The organism is Bacillus sp. AFS037270, assembly GCF_002585305.1.
In genome coordinates, this window is sequence record NZ_NUNF01000036.1 from 1 (window position 1) to 17,931 (window position 17,931).

13 protein-coding genes and 2 pseudogenes are annotated in these 17,931 nt (G+C 38.8%); 10 read left to right on the plus strand and 5 right to left on the minus strand.

Annotated features, from left to right (window positions below):
- Positions 1-40: 40 nt before the first annotated feature.
- The 3 genes from COD92_RS18070 to COD92_RS18080 all read right to left on the minus strand — a co-directional run bounded on the left by COD92_RS18070 (position 41) and on the right by COD92_RS18080 (position 7,582).
- Complete coding sequence (locus COD92_RS18070) at positions 41-1,114, minus strand: FUSC family protein (protein ID WP_098996434.1); 1,074 nt, start codon at positions 1,112-1,114, stop codon at positions 41-43.
- 384 nt (positions 1,115-1,498) lie between these two features.
- The gene (locus tag COD92_RS18075; RefSeq protein ID WP_098527999.1) at positions 1,499-5,968 is read right to left on the minus strand and encodes a glutamate synthase-related protein; all 4,470 of its coding nucleotides are present in this window, start codon (positions 5,966-5,968) and stop codon (positions 1,499-1,501) included.
- Between the two features lie 318 nt (positions 5,969-6,286).
- Positions 6,287-7,582, minus strand: a complete 1,296-nt coding sequence (locus tag COD92_RS18080; protein ID WP_176541072.1) for a glutamate-1-semialdehyde 2,1-aminomutase — start codon at positions 7,580-7,582, stop codon at positions 6,287-6,289.
- Positions 7,583-7,745: 163 nt separating this feature from the next.
- Here COD92_RS18080 and COD92_RS18085 point away from each other — a divergent pair, with 163 nt between their 5' ends.
- From COD92_RS18085 to COD92_RS18110, 6 genes and pseudogenes are all read left to right on the plus strand, one after another.
- The gene (locus COD92_RS18085) at positions 7,746-8,762 is read left to right on the plus strand and encodes an ABC transporter ATP-binding protein (RefSeq protein WP_098528001.1); all 1,017 of its coding nucleotides are present in this window, start codon (positions 7,746-7,748) and stop codon (positions 8,760-8,762) included.
- On the plus strand, positions 8,755-9,546 hold the full coding sequence (locus COD92_RS18090) for an ABC transporter permease (protein ID WP_098528002.1): 792 nt from the start codon (positions 8,755-8,757) through the stop codon (positions 9,544-9,546). The genes COD92_RS18085 and COD92_RS18090 overlap by 8 nt, the downstream gene beginning before the upstream one ends.
- Positions 9,547-9,549: 3 nt before the next feature.
- Entirely contained in the window at positions 9,550-10,335 is a 786-nt protein-coding gene (locus COD92_RS18095; protein WP_098528003.1) for an ABC transporter permease, read from the plus strand.
- Between the two features lie 176 nt (positions 10,336-10,511).
- The gene (locus COD92_RS18100; protein ID WP_255286546.1) at positions 10,512-10,901 is read left to right on the plus strand and encodes a potassium channel family protein; all 390 of its coding nucleotides are present in this window, start codon (positions 10,512-10,514) and stop codon (positions 10,899-10,901) included.
- A gap of 114 nt (positions 10,902-11,015) precedes the next feature.
- Entirely contained in the window at positions 11,016-11,486 is a 471-nt protein-coding gene (gene bcp / locus COD92_RS18105; RefSeq protein ID WP_098528004.1) for a thioredoxin-dependent thiol peroxidase, read from the plus strand.
- Between the two features lie 127 nt (positions 11,487-11,613).
- Positions 11,614-12,468 (plus strand): annotated as a pseudogene (locus COD92_RS18110) (manganese catalase family protein).
- Positions 12,469-12,656: 188 nt separating this feature from the next.
- Here the strand turns inward: COD92_RS18110 and COD92_RS18115 are convergent.
- The gene (locus COD92_RS18115) at positions 12,657-14,330 is read right to left on the minus strand and encodes a ribonuclease J (protein WP_098528005.1); all 1,674 of its coding nucleotides are present in this window, start codon (positions 14,328-14,330) and stop codon (positions 12,657-12,659) included.
- A gap of 173 nt (positions 14,331-14,503) precedes the next feature.
- On the opposite strand from COD92_RS18115, the pseudogene COD92_RS18120 reads away from it, so the two are divergent.
- The 3 genes and pseudogenes from COD92_RS18120 (at position 14,504) to perR (ending at position 16,304) form a co-directional block, all read left to right on the plus strand.
- A pseudogene (locus COD92_RS18120) lies at positions 14,504-14,949 on the plus strand (LysE family transporter).
- Positions 14,950-15,205: 256 nt separating this feature from the next.
- The gene (locus COD92_RS18125; RefSeq protein ID WP_098996435.1) at positions 15,206-15,760 is read left to right on the plus strand and encodes a cob(I)yrinic acid a,c-diamide adenosyltransferase; all 555 of its coding nucleotides are present in this window, start codon (positions 15,206-15,208) and stop codon (positions 15,758-15,760) included.
- A gap of 106 nt (positions 15,761-15,866) precedes the next feature.
- Positions 15,867-16,304 (plus strand): peroxide-responsive transcriptional repressor PerR, encoded by a 438-nt coding sequence (gene perR, locus COD92_RS18130; RefSeq protein ID WP_098528007.1) that lies wholly within the window; start codon positions 15,867-15,869, stop codon positions 16,302-16,304.
- 68 nt (positions 16,305-16,372) lie between these two features.
- Here the strand turns inward: perR and COD92_RS18135 are convergent, their stop codons facing one another.
- On the minus strand, positions 16,373-16,726 hold the full coding sequence (locus COD92_RS18135) for a YgzB family protein (protein WP_098528008.1): 354 nt from the start codon (positions 16,724-16,726) through the stop codon (positions 16,373-16,375).
- A gap of 145 nt (positions 16,727-16,871) precedes the next feature.
- On the opposite strand from COD92_RS18135, the gene COD92_RS18140 reads away from it, so the two are divergent.
- On the plus strand, positions 16,872-17,735 hold the full coding sequence (locus COD92_RS18140) for a nucleotidyltransferase-like protein (protein ID WP_098528009.1): 864 nt from the start codon (positions 16,872-16,874) through the stop codon (positions 17,733-17,735).
- The last annotated feature ends 196 nt before the right edge of the window (positions 17,736-17,931 follow it).

Here is a 17,931-nt window from a genome sequence, read left to right on the forward strand (position 1 = left end):
ATTATTCGGGTTATAGTTCAGATGCTGGGGTTCTTTCCATTTAATCGTGTACCTCTTCGACCGATACTTCGTTATGATGGTAGGAATGAAAGCTGGTTATTAAAGTATCAAGATGTTCGACTTGTTCTCCGTAATCGATAATTGTAGCGATAATTTGCATGGAATGATATAAATGCGGATTATCATGATCGTTGTTTTCTCTTACATGCTTTAAATAGAAATCGAACAACTCTTTTTTATTAATGTAGTTTATTTCTTTATCACCTGAGGACGGAGTTGGGACTTTTCCAATAAAGCGGAGTAAAACCTGTTCATGATGATAGATTAAGCTATCTAATTGATCTTGGATCGACTGTTTAAAGCTATCGGAAAGCTGTAAAAGTTCGTTTTCAAAACGATGCAGCCTTTTAAGTGTATCCAAGGCTTTTTTAGCCGTTAAATTTAATTGACGATAAATAACCAGCTTTCTTGATTTTTCCAGCTTAACTTTTTTAAAATAACTGCGTTCTTCTTTATACATCGTATACAACTGCTCCATAGAAAGAATGCTCTCTTTAAAAGTCTTAATATCTGCTTTAAGTAATTGGTGATCATAGTCATGTCTGGTGCTTAAGCGAATCCATTTAATGATTTCTTCTGTTGTATTTACTATTTTAAAGTAAAGTTTATTTTCATACTTTGGCGGCATAAAGATGAGATTGACTAAAAAAGCGGAGAATACCCCAATCATAATGGTCGAGAAACGAATACCAGCAAACTGAATAAAATTACCGCTTTGCATCTCCATGATAGAAATTAAGGTTACGAGTGATAATCCGATTGTATTTTCTAGTTTAAACTTAAGATTTAGAAGAATAACAATAATGGCGGCCAGTCCGATGACAATGATGTGATTTCCTAAAAGAAGAACAAAAATTACCGCAAACAAGGCACCAATAATATTTCCTTGAATCTGTTCAATAATAGTCAAATAAGAGCGGTATATGGTCGGTTGAATCGCAAAAATTGCTGCAATCCCGGCAAAGACAGGGGATGGGGAATGCACCAGCTGGCCAATAAAGAGGGATAATGCAATGGCTATTCCCGTTTTTAAAATGCGGGCACCTAACTTCATTTAATTAATTTCCTTTCGAATGTTCGTTTATCTGTTCAATGAATAACAAATATGTACTATACAATGTTTACCCCATTTTATCAAGAGATATTATATCAATTTATATATTCAATTTATATGAAAAAAATGTTAAAAAAACGTCCGCTAGAATCAGCGGACGTTTCATATAAAAATCGACTTTGGAAATTGTCTAGCTTCAGCACCCAGCGGCTAGTGTCCTTCGCGCTTCTCCCTACGATAAGTCAACATCGAATCACTGTCGCTCTTCGTGTTGTCTAGCTTCAGCGCCTTAACAAGGCGCTTCCGCATTTCGGTTTTCCTTTATCTCAGTCGAAGCACTCCAGGCCGTACGCCGCTAAACGGGACGCTTTCGCTTTTCTTTCATCACTCTGTTGATACAGATGGATCTGCCTGCTCTTTAACAGGGAGAATTTGCACAAAGTGATTTTCTGGATTTTCTAAAAGGCTTCTAAGCTGTTCTGCCTCTTCACTTTGACCATTTTGCGCCAGCAAAGTAGTATATTGACCTAATAATTCATTAATATCTTTTTTGCCTTTTTCATCTAAATTGACAACAGATACTTTGGCACCTTTTGCAACACGACGCTGAATGGCATCTTTGGTTAGACCCAATTCAGGCTGATGACGGACATAAACAACACCACCGGTCATACCTGCACAAATCCATGGACCTGGGTCACCTAAAACAAGGCCGCGGCCATTTGTCATATATTCAAAGGCAAAACCTTTGATATTTGCGTTTGCTCCGATATTTCCAGCTTCTTTTTCGTGGATAGGCTTCTTCACGGCACCACCAATAATTAAATCAGCGCCAGAGAGACGGATTCCCGCACGGGCATCAGCATTTCCTTGAGCAACGAGAAGACCTTTTTGAGCACCGTAACCGAAACCTTTACCAACAGAACCATTGAGGTAACGGCCATTTTTACCTTTAGACTTAAGAACATGAATATTACCGCCGAAGGAAGTTTTTCCGACTCCGTCTTGTCCGCCGCCATTGACAGTAATTTCAATTCCCTCACTGTTATATGCACCTAAACCGTTACCAGGGATAGAGCCTTCCTTATATTTGAGCTGAACAGGAGCCAGCTGCTTATAGGAACCATCTAGTCTGCCGCGGACGCGGTGGCAGGATACCCGGCTTCCTAGTACCCTTTGTTCAGATGTTACACTTAAGAACTCACGTGAAGAATGAAGCTGATCCACACTTGCATCAAGATATTCTGCACCGGCAGCCACCTGCATTTGAACTTCATCCATTGATTTTGAAGCTTCAACTTTTGCAAATTGGCTAATTTCAAGCGTTTTTAACAGGTAAGATAGGCTAAGTTGGTTTTCACCCTTAATCTGCTCAAGTAGTTCAGAATGACCTACTGCATCTTGTAAATTTTTAATACCTAATGAAGCAGCAAGAGCTTTTAATTCCGTTCCAAATGCAGTAAATAGATTCATAATTCCTTGAACTGCTAAATCTAATTGTCTAGGAACAAAACGTCGAAGGCCGTGTTCTTTCGCTTGTGCTTCTGATTCAATTTGGGTTGCAATACCAACATGGCAAGTATCCAAATGACAGCCGCGGCATGTTGTACAACCAATTGAAAGCATTGCTAATGTACCGAAACCAACACGGTTAGCACCTAAAAGCATAATTTTAATAACGTCCATGGCGCTCTTCATGCCGCCATCTGCCCAAATTTCTACTTTATGGCGAAGACCGCTTTCTAATAGGGCATTGTGAGCTGCTTTAACCCCAATTTCGACAGGCAAGCCAACATATTGAAGGGCATGGATTCTAGCTGCACCTGTACCGCCATCAAAGCCGCTTAGTGTGATGATATCTGCACCAGCTTTGGCAATACCAACTGCGATTGTACCGATATTTGGTACAACTGGTACTTTAACCGCAATTTTAGCTTGGTCATTGGCTGTTTTTAATTCTAAAATCATTTGGGCCAAATCTTCAATTGAATAGATATCATGGTTATTAGATGGTGAAATTAAATCTGAACCAAGTGTTGCGTTACGAGCAGCAGCAACCTTTGCTGTAACCTTTGATCCAGGTAAGTGTCCGCCTTCACCAGGCTTTGCACCCTGACCAATCTTAATTTCTAATAGGTTTGAAGAGTTTAACAGTTCAGCATTTACACCAAAACGGCCTGATGCAATTTGCTGTCCTCTTGTTCTTGGATATTTTCCAAGCATATCCTTAATTTCTCCGCCCTCACCATTTAAACTTACCATGTTCAAACGATCAGCACCTTCGGCATAGGCTCTAAACGCAATTTCGTTCTGAGAACCAAATGACATGGAAGAAATTAAGAATGGTAAATCATGTTCGCCAACACGAAGATCCACTTCTTCTGGTGATACTTGTTTGTCACTCTTTTTAAGTGATACCAAATGACGAATTGTAGTCGGATTTTGCTCTTCTTGCTCAGTTATTTTATCGCGATATGCGTTATAGTCACCGGTAGAAGCAACTTCGCCAATGGCTTTCCAAATACGTGGGAAGAGGTGGAACGTTTTGCCGACTCTTTCTTTATCATTCTGGTAATCTGCTGCTCTTTTGATAGAATCCTGCTTCATTGCTTCGAAATCCATCTTGATTTCATTTGAACCAAAGAAGTTTACGATGTTTAATACTTTGGCAACTTCATCATGTAACCCAATGCTTGAGTACAGTCTGCCGTATCCGCGCAGCTCGTGAATTCCAATCGTAGAAATTACCTTTTCTAACCCTTTTGTTAAAGCACTATATAGGTTTGTTAACGGTTTAGTTGTTTCATCTTGAACGGTTAAGAACATGTAATATGGGCTAATCAAATCTGCTCCTAAACCGAATACTGTAATTACATCATGAAGCGAACGAATTGATGCTGAACGTAGTAGTAAAGAACAGTCTCTTCTTAACTCAGCTTTTACTAATGCTTGATCAATCGCAGAAGTCGCTAAATGTGAATCAATCCAGTAGGAATCTTCTTGGTGTGCTTTCGCATCATCAAGGATCAGCAGTGTTTTACCAGCTTGAACGGCTTGAACCGCTTCATTTGCCAGTCTTTCTAGTGCCTCATCTAATTTTTCGCTGCTTGCAAACGTTGTTGAAATGAAGGCAGCTAATTTCAGCTCTTGAAAATGTTGGACTACCTGATCAAAACTAGGCTGTCCTACCTCTTCTGCACACAAGAATCCAGCTTTTCCTTCCAGTAAAAGAGGAGTGGTAAGCTCAATGACTGCATTTGCTTTTTCAGCGGCAAATAAGACTGGACGTTTACCAACAATGACACGTGTAGAGAAGTGCTCTGTTTCACGGTCACGGTCAATAGCAGGGTTCGTTACAACGGCAACACTTTCTTTAATATAGTCAGCGATATTCACTCGCTCTGGATTAAGGGCTGCAAGTGGGGCGTCATGTCCAAGTGAACGAATCGGCTCGACACCTTTTTCGGCCATTTGTTCAATTAATTGAATATGATCACGTTCCCAGCCAAATGCTTTATATTGTCCGTTGTGAATTTTATCTGGATAACTCATTGTAACAATTTTATTAAATGTTGGAGGCTGAAGTCTAACTCTTGATTCACTAATTGCTAAGCGGTCATTGAAACGGCTGTATACTTCGTTTTGGTATTGGCTATGCTCGAAAACTGCTAATGTCTCACCGTTCCATTTAAAACCAACTTTCTCTCCTGGTGCTAATGGCTTCGGATCATTCACATATTCACTTGAAGGAATAATCCCTGGTTCAGATGAGAAAAGATAAGAGCTTTCAGTTTCAAGCATCCATAGTGGACGTAATCCTAAAGCATCTACACTAAATACTGCCTCATCACCATAGCGGGAAATTATACCTGCTGGTCCTTGAGCAAAGTGTCCCCATGCTTCACGAAGATACGTATATAAATCCTGAAGATGTTCAGGGTATGCTTTGATTTCATTTATGATTGGCGGGAACAATAAATCCATTGTTTCAAATAAAGAGTATCCGTCACGACAGATTAATGTTTCCATAGTACGGCTTAAGTCCTGTGAGTCACTTCCGTCTTTAACAAGCGGAACCCCAATCATTCTTGCTTCATCACGAAGCTTGGCAATGGTATTAATTTCACCGTTGTGACCAAGGACACTAAATGGCTGAACACGGAAAAAGCTTGATAGCGTATTGGTAGAATAACGATTATGGCCTAAAGTCATGGTTGAAGCGACAAGTGGATTCGCTAAGTCATGATAGTAACGAGGCAAAATATCTCCCGCACCCATAACTTTATAAACTACATGATTTTGGCTAAGTGATGCTACATGTACATGCTCGTTTATCTCAAAGTCAATAAGCGCGTCAAACAGATTCTTTGTCAGTTCCTTGCCTTTCTTAGTAGAAACACAGGCAAATTGCCAGAACACAGGATTTTCTTGGATGGCAATTGGACCTAGCGCAGCAGAGTCTGTCACTTCATCTGTCTCAAAAACTAAGGTAAGTTCGTATTTTTCTAGCTTTTTTTGTAGTTCTTGTTTGGTTGATTGCCAGTTTACCTTTTGGCTTATAAACACATGACCGACAGCAAAGTCCTCTTGGTCTGCAAGGTTTGCATCAATGCCGGCAGCAGTTAGTTTGTGTTTCCAAAGCTTTGTTGGAATGTCCATATGGATCCCAACACCATCACCTTCGCCGTTAATAAAACCAGCGCGATGGTTCATTGTAACAAGTGCTTCTATACAGTCAAAAATATTTTTTCTAGTTGGAATTTTACTTTTTTCAAGACAAGCGACAATTCCGCAGGCATCATGTTCCTGCTTATGGAAATCTTTAAATAGGGAAGGGGTCCAGTTTTGTGACATTATTCATGGCTTTATCGGTTCACCGTTAAAGCCGTTTCACCTCCTATGATACTATTAGTTTATAAAACTACTTTTTTAAAGCGGAATTTTTAACTCTTTATTAAGGGTAAAAGAAAAAGATTCAAACAAAGAAATAATAAGCTAATATTATCACAAGAATTTTCAGAAATCAAATAAATATACATTATTTTGGATAAAAAAGTATACTAAAAAATATGCAAATTCAGGAAGAAATAGGTCAGTGTAAACGTTTTCATTCGCGTTTTAAATATAAAGGGGAGTGTTTTCCACTCCCGCTCTTGCATAAAAAATGCATAATTATTCGTCTTTAAGTGAAGAAAATGCATTCCTTACCGCGTGTAATGTCGCTTCGATGTCTTCTTCTGTATGAGCAATGGTTAAGAACCAAGCTTCATATTTTGACGGGGCAAGATTAATTCCTTGGTGAAGCATAAGTTTGAAAAACTTTCCAAACATTTGACCATCAGTTTTTTCTGCCTGCTCATAATTTTCTATTTTTTCATTCGTAAAATAAACAGTTAAAGCGCCTTTTAAACGGTTAATGGTTATTTCAATACCATTCTCCTTGGCAGCTTCCAAAATACCTTCTTCGAGCATAGCCCCTAATCGATCTAAATACTCATACACTCCATCTTGCTTTAAGACTTCAAGGCAGGCAATTCCTGAGAGCATTGATGCAGGGTTTCCAGCCATCGTGCCCGCTTGGTAGGCAGTTCCTAGCGGGGCCACCTTCTCCATAATTTCTTTACGTCCGCCGTATGCTCCAATTGGAAGACCGCCGCCGATAATTTTCCCTAATGCGGTTAGATCAGGCTGCACCCCTAATAAATCCTGTGCTCCTCCATACATAAAACGAAAGGCTGTTATGACTTCATCATAGATAACCAGTGCCCCTGATTCATGGGTGAGGTCATTGACTTGTTGCAGGAAGCCAGGCTTCGGTTCAACAATCCCGAAGTTTCCGACGATTGGTTCAACTAATACAGCAGCAACCTGATCGCCCCATTTTTCTAATGCTTGTTTAAATGGTTCAATATCATTGAAAGGAACCGTGATTACTTCTTGGGCAATGCTCTTTGGCACACCAGCAGAATCCGGTGTCCCGAGAGTAGATGGACCTGAACCAGCGGCAACGAGCACAAGGTCTGAATGCCCATGATAACAGCCGGCAAATTTAATAATTTTATCACGTCCGGTGTGGGCGCGGGCAACACGAATGGTAGACATGACGGCCTCTGTTCCCGAGTTAACAAATCGAACTTTATCTAAGGATGGTATGGCTTCTTTTAACATTTTGGCAAATTTAACCTCATGAGGAGTTGGAGTTCCATAGAGAACTCCCGTCTCTGCAGCACGTTTAATGGCTTCGGTAATATGCGGGTGGGCATGGCCTGTAATAATTGGACCATAAGCCGCAAGAAAATCGATATATTGGTTGCCGTCGACGTCCCAAAAATAAGCGCCTTGACCTCGTTCCATAACCACCGGGGAACCCCCGCCAACTGCCTTGTAAGACCTTGAAGGGCTGTTAACTCCGCCTACAATGTGTTCTAACGCTTCATTATGTAATCTTTCTGAATTTGAAAATTGCACAATCTTTCCTCCTTCATTTACGTATCTCTCTATTTTATCACTTTTTATGTTGAGTTCTATCTGTTTTATATTTTAGAAAATTTGTTGAAATACAGGATTGTTGTTTTATCAATATTATTTGGCTAAACTAATTCTCTAGGGCAATGTATCAGGAGGGCGCAAAATGGAAAATGTAATTCAAGTTAAAAATTTACGAAAAGAGTTTAAAGCCTATTCTAGCCGTACCGGTTTAAAAGGCGCATTTCGGGATTTATTTACCCGTAATTATAAAGTTTTACCTGCTGTGAATGATATTAATTTTTCAGTCAAAAAAGGGGAGATGGTGGGCTACATTGGTGAAAATGGGGCAGGTAAATCCACCACTATTAAAATGCTGACCGGGATATTAACCCCGACATCCGGTGAAATCATTGTTAACGGGATGAATCCGCATAAGGAACGGGAACGATTTGTGCAGACAATTGGCGTTGTATTTGGGCAGCGTTCGCAATTATGGTGGGATATTGCTGTGCAGGAGTCATTCCGCTTGTTGAAAAAAGTTTATAAAGTATCTGACGAACATTACGACCAGCATATGAACCATGTCATTAAGACATTGGATATTGAACCACTTTTAGACAAGCCAGTAAGAAAGTTATCACTCGGTCAAAGAATGCGCTGTGAACTTGCTGCCGCGTTAATTCACAACCCTCCGTTACTTTTCTTAGATGAACCAACCATCGGATTAGATGTCCTGGTAAAGTTGAAAATTCGGGAGTTCTTGAAAGAAATTAATGAAAAATATAACACTACGATTCTACTGACCACTCATGACCTCTCGGATATTGAGGCATTGTGTGAGCGTGTTGTGATGCTTGATGAAGGAAACATCATTTATGACGGAGGATTAAGGGAGTTAAAAGAAAAATGGGGTGACCAGAAAGAATTGCAATTCCAATTTCTTGAGGCAGTCGATATTCCTGCAGTAAAAAAAATAACCAGCGGACTTCCGGTGGTGTGGGAGATAGATGAGAAGGACCAGATTTTTACTGCGACAGTGGAGGATCGTGATGAATTAATTTCACAGGTTATCGCCCAAGTCGTTGCAGCATTCAAAATTAAAGATGTAAAAATAAATGAAACTTCGACAGAAGAAATTATTCGAAATATCTATGAAAAGGGTGCTGTGGAAGTTGGATAAATATTTAGAAATGATTAGAATCCGTTTTTTAATGATGCTGGCATACCGGACTAATTATTATACAGGCATTCTCATTTATAGTATTAATATTGGTGCTTATTATTTTCTTTGGACGGCTATTTATGGTGGAAAAGAACAGATCCAAGGGCTTTCGGTTGTCCAAATGACTACCTATGTAGCGGTTTCCTGGATGGCAAGAGCCTTTTATTTTAATAATCTTGACCGCGAGATGGCTCAAGAAATTATGGAAGGAAAAGTCGCGATTGAACTAATCAGACCCTACAATTATTTAGGAATGAAAACGATGCAGGGTTTAGGGGAAGGGATTTTTAGACTGTTCTTCTTTTCAGCTCCTGGACTTATTATCGTGTATTTTATTTTTCCGATTCAATTCACTTGGGATTTAAGTGTATGGGGGTTATTTGCTATTTCTATTATGTTGAGCTTTTTTATTAATACTGAGCTGAATTTATTAACGGGTATTACCACTTTCTTCTTATATAATAATGCTGGATTAATTCGTGCGAAGCGAGTGGTGATTGACTTGTTTTCAGGTCTTCTTCTGCCAATTAGTTTTTTCCCTGGATGGGCGCAATCTATAATGGGCTTTCTGCCATTCCAAGGAATTAGTTATGCGCCAAGTATGATTTTTACCAAAGGGTTTTCGCATGATCAAGCGATAGCTGCTATCGGCCAGCAATTTATTTGGGTAATCATCTTAATGCTGCCAATTTATTTACTTTGGCATCTAGCGAAAAAACAGTTGATTATTCAAGGGGGGTAATGTGTGTTCTATTTATCGATGTTTTTTCAATATCTATCACAGTATTTAAAAACGAGATTCCAATATCGGGCTGACGTGTTTGTTGAGTTTTTCTCCGACTTGCTCTCGCAAGCCATTAACCTTATTTTTATTTTAGTTGTATTTGGGCACACTCATTTACTGCACGGATGGAACAGGGATGAAATTATTTTTATCTATGGATTTTTCTTAGTCCCATTTGCGGTTTTTTCAGCCTTTTTTAATATTTGGGATTTTAACGAGCGTTACATTGTAAAAGGAGAATTGGACCGAATTTTAACACGGCCCATCCACAGTTTATTTCAGATCATTTTAGAAAGACTTGAACTTGAATCATTGTTAGGTGCCATTACAGGACTTGCCGTTATGTTCTATGCCGGCAGCAGGCTTCATTTAGACATAGATTGGTATGACCCGATTTTGTTTATAGTTTTTGTCGTAGGTGGAGCACTAGTATATGGCGGTATCTTTATTTTGCTTGCTTGTATTAGCTTTTGGGCCGATGCACGGACCTCGCTGATGCCGATGATGTATAATATCAGCAATTACGGCAGATACCCGGTGAATATCTATAATCAATTGATTCGCTTTGTTTTAACATGGATCTTACCATTTGCTTTTGTGGGTATTTACCCTGCAGCCTTTTTCCTTGAAAAACAAGAATGGTACTGGTATTCCTTTTTAACGCCGTTTATTGGGGTTATTTTCTTTATTTTATCAGTGATTGTTTGGAATCAAGGTGTTAAAAAATATCGAGGTGCAGGGAATTAAATTAAGCATTAAACTCTGATGATTGTCCAGCTCCAGCGCCTAGGGGCTCGGGGTCATAAGCCCCTGATCAATGCGCTTCCGCTTTAATATTCCGGGCTAACGCCTGGTTTTTGCTATTTAATCGTCCAAGCCTGCATAGGAATAGAGTAGCGCGTATTCTAATAGGGGTGGTTTCGGTGTTCTATTTCTTACTCCCGGTTGTCATATTTTGCATTTTTATGAGTCTGCGAACATTATTTATTCCTAACACGCTTAGAGGGAAATTTGCTTCGGTTGAGAATTTTTTATATTTAGGGGCTGTCTATTTAACAATCATCCTAGGTTTTGGCATGATCTACATTCTGTTTAATTTAATTGGTATGCCGCTGCTGCGTGAAGTAAATCATCCCCATCATAATATTTTTGAATCAAGCTTTTATTTTAGTGCGATGACGCTTTTTTCAGTGGGCAACGGCGATGTCCTCCCGCAAGGATTAGGGAGGATGGTTGCTGTTATTGAGGCATTGATTGGCTATACATTGCCGGCGGCGTTTGTAGCTAGAGTCGTGCTAAATAGTGAAAAATAACCTCATTTATAGTGATATAGTTGTGTTATTAGGTGAGTTTGGTTACGCTTAGAATAAATAAGAGTACCCAACGGCACTTAAACAATGATCACTAAGCGAAGGAAGAGGTTAAAAATGACAATTGAAATTGGCGTACAGGCACCTGATTTTGAATTAAGGGCAACAAATGGAGAAAATGTTAGCTTAGCAGATTTTAGAGGGAAAAATATTGTGTTATATTTCTATCCGAAGGACATGACTCCTGGGTGCACCACACAGGCATGTGATTTTCGTGATTACCATCAAAGCTTTACTGAATTAGATTGCGTGATTTTAGGAGTCAGCCCAGACTCTCAAGTGAAGCACGAAAAATTTATCGAAAAGTACAATCTGCCTTTTTTACTGTTAGTTGATGACGAACATAAAGTGTCAGAAACGTATGAGGTTTGGAAGCTGAAGAAAAACTTTGGAAAAGAGTACATGGGAATTGAACGGTCGACGTTTGTGATTGATAAGGAAGGTAAGCTAGTAAAAGAGTGGCGTAAGGTAAAAGTACAAGGGCATGTCGAAGAAGCATTGCAGTATGTAAAAGAGAATTTAGTCTAAATTTAGATACCCCCGGTAAAAGTTAGATTAGTTTCAGCTGCTTTCACAAATATTAAATGTCTGATTAGTAGGCAAAGGTTTGGAGATGCTAAGTAAGCATTCTAATCTACCATGGGGTTTTTTTATTTTGTATTTTTATAAAGAAGATTTAATTAACATCATCGTACCAGATAAACCAGATCCATCCGCAGCAAAGGTTCTTCAAGAAACTTTGGGCGGAAGATTTGGGGAGATGCGGACTATGATGCAATTCTTTTTTCAAAGTTCAAACTTCCGTGGGAATCAAAAGCAATACCGTGATTTAATTAGAGGTGTTTTTCTAGAGGAAATAAGCCACGTGGAGCTTGTCCAAACAACGATTAATCAGCTCTTAAATGGCTCAGGAGAAGAAGCAGTGGGGGCTGGTGGAAGTACAGTTGCTCCGCTTGAAGAGGCTATTAAGCACGCGAATCCACATCACTTTATAATGGGAGCACAAAGCTCTTTGCCAGTAGATGCAGCAGGTATTCCCTGGAATGGAAGTTATGTTTATAGTCATGGAAACCTAGTTAGTGATTTATTGGACAATCTAGTGTTAGAGTCTACAGGGGTTCTGCAAAAGTAGCGTATTTATGAAATGAGTTCTAATAAGACATTTAGAGAAACATTAGCTTTCTTGATTGTCAGAGATAACGCCCATCAAAATGCGTTTGCCAAGGCCTTAGAAACACTAGGAGTCGATTGGGCAAAAATCTTCCCGGTGCCAAATTACGATATTAATAAGTATCCAGAATGCCGAAAATATGTAGAAATGGGCTTTCACAATGCACAATTCAATTTTAGATTGGATGACACGCTAATTGGACAAATATTCCAAGGGCAGTCACCAAGTAGGAATGATGGTACACTGCAGGTTGTTCCGCCGCCAAATGGATATCCAGTTCCGGTGCTTTCAGAAATGCCGAACGAACATAGCCCGGGTTTATATGATTTAAATAATTAAATTAGGAAAAGCGGAAGCGCATTGGTCAGCCCCGACAAGCACAAGACAAGCCGGCCGAAAGGTTGCCTTTTAACCTTTTGGACGGATTGACTTGTGACCTCGAGGGGCTAGGCGCTGNNGTCAAAAACTTTTATACTTTTTTAACTTAAAAAGGATGTGTCACGGGTTATGTGCACATCCTTTATTTATTAAATTTCTATAATAATCGGGAGAATCATTGGTTTTCGCTTGGTTTGAGTAAATAAATATTGCCCAACTGACTTTTTAATGTTTTGTTTCATAACATTCCATTGGCGAATATTTTCGGCGTGCATGTCATTGACAGTCTTTTTAACGAGGCGGTTAACTTCTTTGAGCATTTCATCCGAGTCTCGTGCATAAACAAACCCGCGAGTAATGGTATCTGGCCCTGAAATGATCTTTCGGTCGCCTTTGCTAATTGTAATGACAATAACAAGCATTCCATCTTCAGACAGCTGCTTTCTATCACGTAGTACAATGTCGCCGACATCGCCTACACCAATACCATCTACATATGTATCTCCGGATGGAACGGAACGGGTCTGACGGGCAGCTCCATTTTTGATATCGACGACGTCTCCATTTTTAATAATAAATGTATTGCCTTTTTCCACCCCAACGGATTCACCTAACATCCGATGATGGTGGAGCATGCGGTATTCACCATGGATGGGGATGAAATAGGTAGGTTTCATTAAAGTCAGCATAAGCTTTAGGTCTTCCTGATAGCCATGACCGGACACATGCATGCCGGTTGTACTGCCGGAACCGTAAATTACTTTAGCCCCGATTTGAAATAAATTGTCTATAATTTTAGAAACATCTTTTTCGTTTCCGGGGATTGGGGATGCAGCTAATATCACCGTATCTCCAGGGTAAATCGCGACATCACGGAAGTTTCCGCTAGCTAATCGGGATAAGGCTGCCATTGGTTCCCCTTGACTGCCTGTACAGAGGATTGCAACCTTTTCAGCCGGCAGTTTATCCACCTCGCTGGCATCGATTAACATACCTTCTGGAACATTTAAATAACCGCGTTCGATGGCGACATTAACAACGTTCACCATACTGCGGCCAAGCAAGGCTAGCTTCCGATTAGTCCTTAAAGCGGACTCAACCACTTGCTGAACCCGATTGACATTCGATGCGAATGTTGAGATGAAAATTTTCCCTCTAGCTTTTATGAAGGCTTCGTCCATATGGGAACCTACCATTTGCTCAGAAGGTGTAAGCCCTTTACGCTCTGCATTGGTACTTTCTGAAATTAAAACTAAGACACCTTGCTGGCCGATTTCTGCCATTTTATGTATATCGGCATATTGATTATTGGCAGGTGTTAAATCGAATTTAAAATCACCAGTGTGGACCACATTCCCTTCAGGTGTATGAAAGACAATTCCAAGGCAGTCTGGTATGCTATGGCTTACTTTAAAAAAGGAAATATCAACCGATCCGAATTCCAATCTTGAATTGGAGTCAATCGTAATGAGTTTGGAATCTCCTCTTAGCCTATGTTCATCGATTTTTAATTCAATTAATCCAAGCGTAAATCGGGTGGCATAAATCGGTACGTTTAATTTTCTTAAGAAATAGGGAATGCCACCAATATGGTCCTCATGACCATGGGTGACAATTAAGGCCCTGATTTTGTCCTGATTCTCCTCTAGATAAGTAATGTCAGGAATAATTAAATCAATTCCCAGTAGGCTTTCATCAGGGAATTTCCCGCCACAGTCGATGATGAAAATATCGTCTTCATACTGAACAACATACATGTTTTTTCCGATTTCATTAATGCCGCCAAGTGCGAATATCGATAAGGCGTTTTCTGTGTTTTTCATCTTTTTCCTCCCATCTAACTAAATATTTCTTATTATTCCTTCTTGTAACGCTTTGATGCAAAAGAAGGGGTACAACAATCTTAACGTTTTCACATTTTTGAGACATGCGTTATGGAGTCTTTTATAAAATGTACAAGTTGGGACAACAAGAGGGTGGGTGGTGTTATTTGAGCATTAATATTCTAATCAGTTATCCCATTCTAGGATTTACATTGGCGGCTCCAATCGGTCCGGTTAATTCGGCCCGCCTGGATAAGCGAATTAAAAATGGATTTTGGCATGCATGGATTGTTAGAGTTGGATCGAGGATGGCAGATGGGATACCGGCTTTATGTTGTCGATCACAAGTCCGTTATCAATCCTTTTTTTGCTCGGGATTTATGGATCTGTTCTTGCAAAAATAGCCCAAACAAATGGTAAGGAGTCACTTTTAATTTATAGCGGTATGATCTTTCTAGGCTTGACGTTTTGGGATCTATTTGTGGCGGCCCTTACAACTGGGTTCCGAAAACTTCTAAGTGCTAAAAGCTTTATTGCTATATTCATTATTTCAGGTGCATCCCTTGTTGTTTTTGGGGTATATTTTGGATACCAAGGAATTAATGCACTTTGGAGTTAGAAATCTACATACTTTAAAGCCTATTTTCACGAGAAAAGGCATTTGTCCAATGCAAGAAAGCATAAATTGAATATCATTTTATTAGGGCATACCTCCTCAGATAAAATCATTTGGGTCCATAGTGACCCTTTTTTTATTAAATTGAATATCATGATTACAACTTTTCCAAATATGAGTATAGGTGTTAAGATGAAGAAAACAGCCCCACCCTACATAAGGATTTAGTTAATAAAATATCGCTAATGGAGGTAAGTAAATGAAAATCTATACCAAAACAGGTGATAAAGGTATGACGTCCCTAATTTATGGCCAAAGGGTAGCGAAAAATGATTTACGGGTCGAGGCGTATGGAACCTGTGATGAAACAAACTCTATGATTGGTCTTGCCTTAAGTTACTTAAAAAATGAAAATTTCCAAGGGAAAGAAATAATTGAAAATGTATATCATAAAATACAAACAAACCTTTTTCATGTCGGAGCGGAATTGGCTACACCAACAGGGAAGGAAGTTAAGTGGAAGCTTGCGTCTTCAGATATCGAACTATTAGAAAAACAGATTGATGACTGGGATACTACCCTGCCGGGACTTACGAATTTCATCCTGCCTGGAGGGCATCCGGCGGGTGCTGCCTTCCATGTGGCCCGAACAATCGTACGGAGAGCTGAACGTTGTGCGGTTTCATTAGGGGAAGAAGTCAATCCACTAGTCTTGGCCTATTTAAACCGGCTTTCCGACCTTTTGTTTGTAACAGCCAGATATGTCAATTATCAATTAGGGCAGAATGAACAAACCTTACATGGTAATAGTTAGTAACAAATAGTGTTAATTAGATTACAATATTGACAAAAGTACAAAAGACCTAGTAAAATTAATTATAACAATTATAATCTAATAATATTTTTTAGAAAGAAGGTGCATGGCGATGAATCAGTTAAAAGAAGCGTTGGATACCCTGAAGGATACGGGTGTGAGAATTACTCCGCAACGTCATGCGATACTTGAATATTTAATAAACTCGATGTCACATCCTACAGCAGATGAAATTTATAAAGCCCTTGAAGGAAAATTTCCTAATATGAGTGTGGCAACAGTTTACAATAATTTACGGGTATTTCGTGAAGTTGGACTTGTTAAGGAATTAACCTATGGGGATGCATCCGCACGCTTTGATTTTGTAACCTCCCATCATTACCATGTGATTTGTCAAAACTGTGGTAAAATTGTTGATTTCCATTATCCAGGTCTAGATGAGGTTGAACATTTAGCTTCACATGTAACAGGCTTTAAAGTTGATAATCATCGTATGGAAATTTACGGGTCTTGTCCTGAATGTGCTAGTAAAGAAGTGCATTAATAATTAATTTAATGTTTGTTTTATCTAAAAAAAGAGGATGACTAAAACNNGTTTTAGTCATCCTCTTTTTATTTGTTTTCTCTTTTATGATTATAGGATTCATCAAATTGTTTTCCTTCAAGACCAGGATCTAATGTTAATGGTTCGCGGCAGTGCATACACATATCCACCCGACCAAGCATCTTAGTTGGTTTGCCGCAGCTAGGGCACTTCACTTGAATCGTTTTGGTTGAAAGCATTCCAATCCAAAAATAAACGACAGTACTCGCAATAATAAAAAGTAGCCCTAAAAGCATAAAGATGGTCATAATAACTGGTGAAGTCCTAAAATAAATACCGATATACATTACAATAAAACCAATAAAGATTAAGGATAATGCAAAAGTACGTATTTTATTTATCTTATTCGAATATTTTGCCATGTTTCACCCTCCTAGACAAACTATACCATAATTATTTTGTAAGAAAAAATACAAAGAATGTCGAAATTTGTCTTTTAGGAAAGAAGGAAATTAGATTCCACTGTCGAACATATAATGCTACCTGAATAAAATGGAGGAATGATGAATGGAAGACATCCTTCGGCCTATTTATCAAGAAAGGGCGAGTCAATCCAATACACTAGGAGTTTTGTTGGTCGAAAAAAAACGTAAATCAAGTCATATTACTGATTCATTTGATGTTGTTTTATTGATAATTGTAAAAGAGGCTGACCAGTCATTATTTATTAAACATTATACCTACGGTGACAAAAAGGCAGCTATGCATGTCGTGTCAGAATCTCAGCTTCAGGAATGGCTCTTATTGGGCACGAACCGAAAGATATTTGAATGGATTCATGAAGCCAAAATTTTGTTTGATCGTAATGAGTACGTCATGAATTTAAAAACGGAGCTCCGGGATTTTCCTTTTAATGGACGAAAGATTAAAATGGGCTTAGAGTTTGCTAAATTAATACGCCGCTATGTAGATGGTAAAGCGTTATTTGAGAGCGGTCAATTTTTAGATGCCTATAACTATGTTGTGCATTCCTTACATCATTTAGCGCGATTGGCTGTAATTGAAAATGGTCTCCATCCGGAACTTACGGTTTGGCATCAGGTAAAACAAATAGAGCCAGAAATTTATAAATTATATGTTGAGCTAGTGAATAGTGAAGAAACATTAGAAAAAAGACTGGAGCTTTTGTTCTTGGCCAGCGAGTTTCTGATTCATTCCAGAACAAGTATTGGTACTTCTCATTTATTGGATGTACTACGCGGGAAGGAATACTGGCTGTTTAATGAAATTATGAACGAGAAAGAATTAATCCCTTATTCTGTAGATTTAGCAGTGCTCATTGAATATTTAATTGAAAAACATTTAATAGAAGTAGTCAATTTAGAAACCAAAGGTAATGGTATCTTTCATAGATGTTATCGCATTTCATAATTATTTTAAAAAAATAATAAAAGGTATTGACCTTTATAAAAATACTTGGTATATTAATAACCGTCGCTGCGAAACATTCTTATAAAGTTTTCGTAAGTGACGGTTAAAAAACAAAAAAAGTGTTGACACTAAAGTGATGATGTGTTAAATTAATAAAGTCGCTTGTGAACGACATGAAATTGTTCTTTGAAAACTA

Excerpts from the sequence above, each read along its gene's own strand:
- COD92_RS18070 (WP_098996434.1), bottom strand. The coding sequence starts at position 1,114 with ATGAAGTTAGGTGCCCGCATTTTAAAAACGGGAATAGCCATTGCATTA.
- COD92_RS18075 (WP_098527999.1), bottom strand. The coding sequence starts at position 5,968 with ATGTCACAAAACTGGACCCCTTCCCTATTTAAAGATTTCCATAAGCAG.
- COD92_RS18085 (WP_098528001.1), top strand. The coding sequence starts at position 7,746 with ATGGAAAATGTAATTCAAGTTAAAAATTTACGAAAAGAGTTTAAAGCC.
- bcp (WP_098528004.1), top strand. The coding sequence starts at position 11,016 with ATGACAATTGAAATTGGCGTACAGGCACCTGATTTTGAATTAAGGGCA.
- COD92_RS18115 (WP_098528005.1), bottom strand. The coding sequence starts at position 14,330 with ATGAAAAACACAGAAAACGCCTTATCGATATTCGCACTTGGCGGCATT.
- COD92_RS18125 (WP_098996435.1), top strand. The coding sequence starts at position 15,206 with ATGAAAATCTATACCAAAACAGGTGATAAAGGTATGACGTCCCTAATT.
- perR (WP_098528007.1), top strand. The coding sequence starts at position 15,867 with ATGGCGATGAATCAGTTAAAAGAAGCGTTGGATACCCTGAAGGATACG.
- COD92_RS18135 (WP_098528008.1), bottom strand. The coding sequence starts at position 16,726 with ATGGCAAAATATTCGAATAAGATAAATAAAATACGTACTTTTGCATTA.
- COD92_RS18140 (WP_098528009.1), top strand. The coding sequence starts at position 16,872 with ATGGAAGACATCCTTCGGCCTATTTATCAAGAAAGGGCGAGTCAATCC.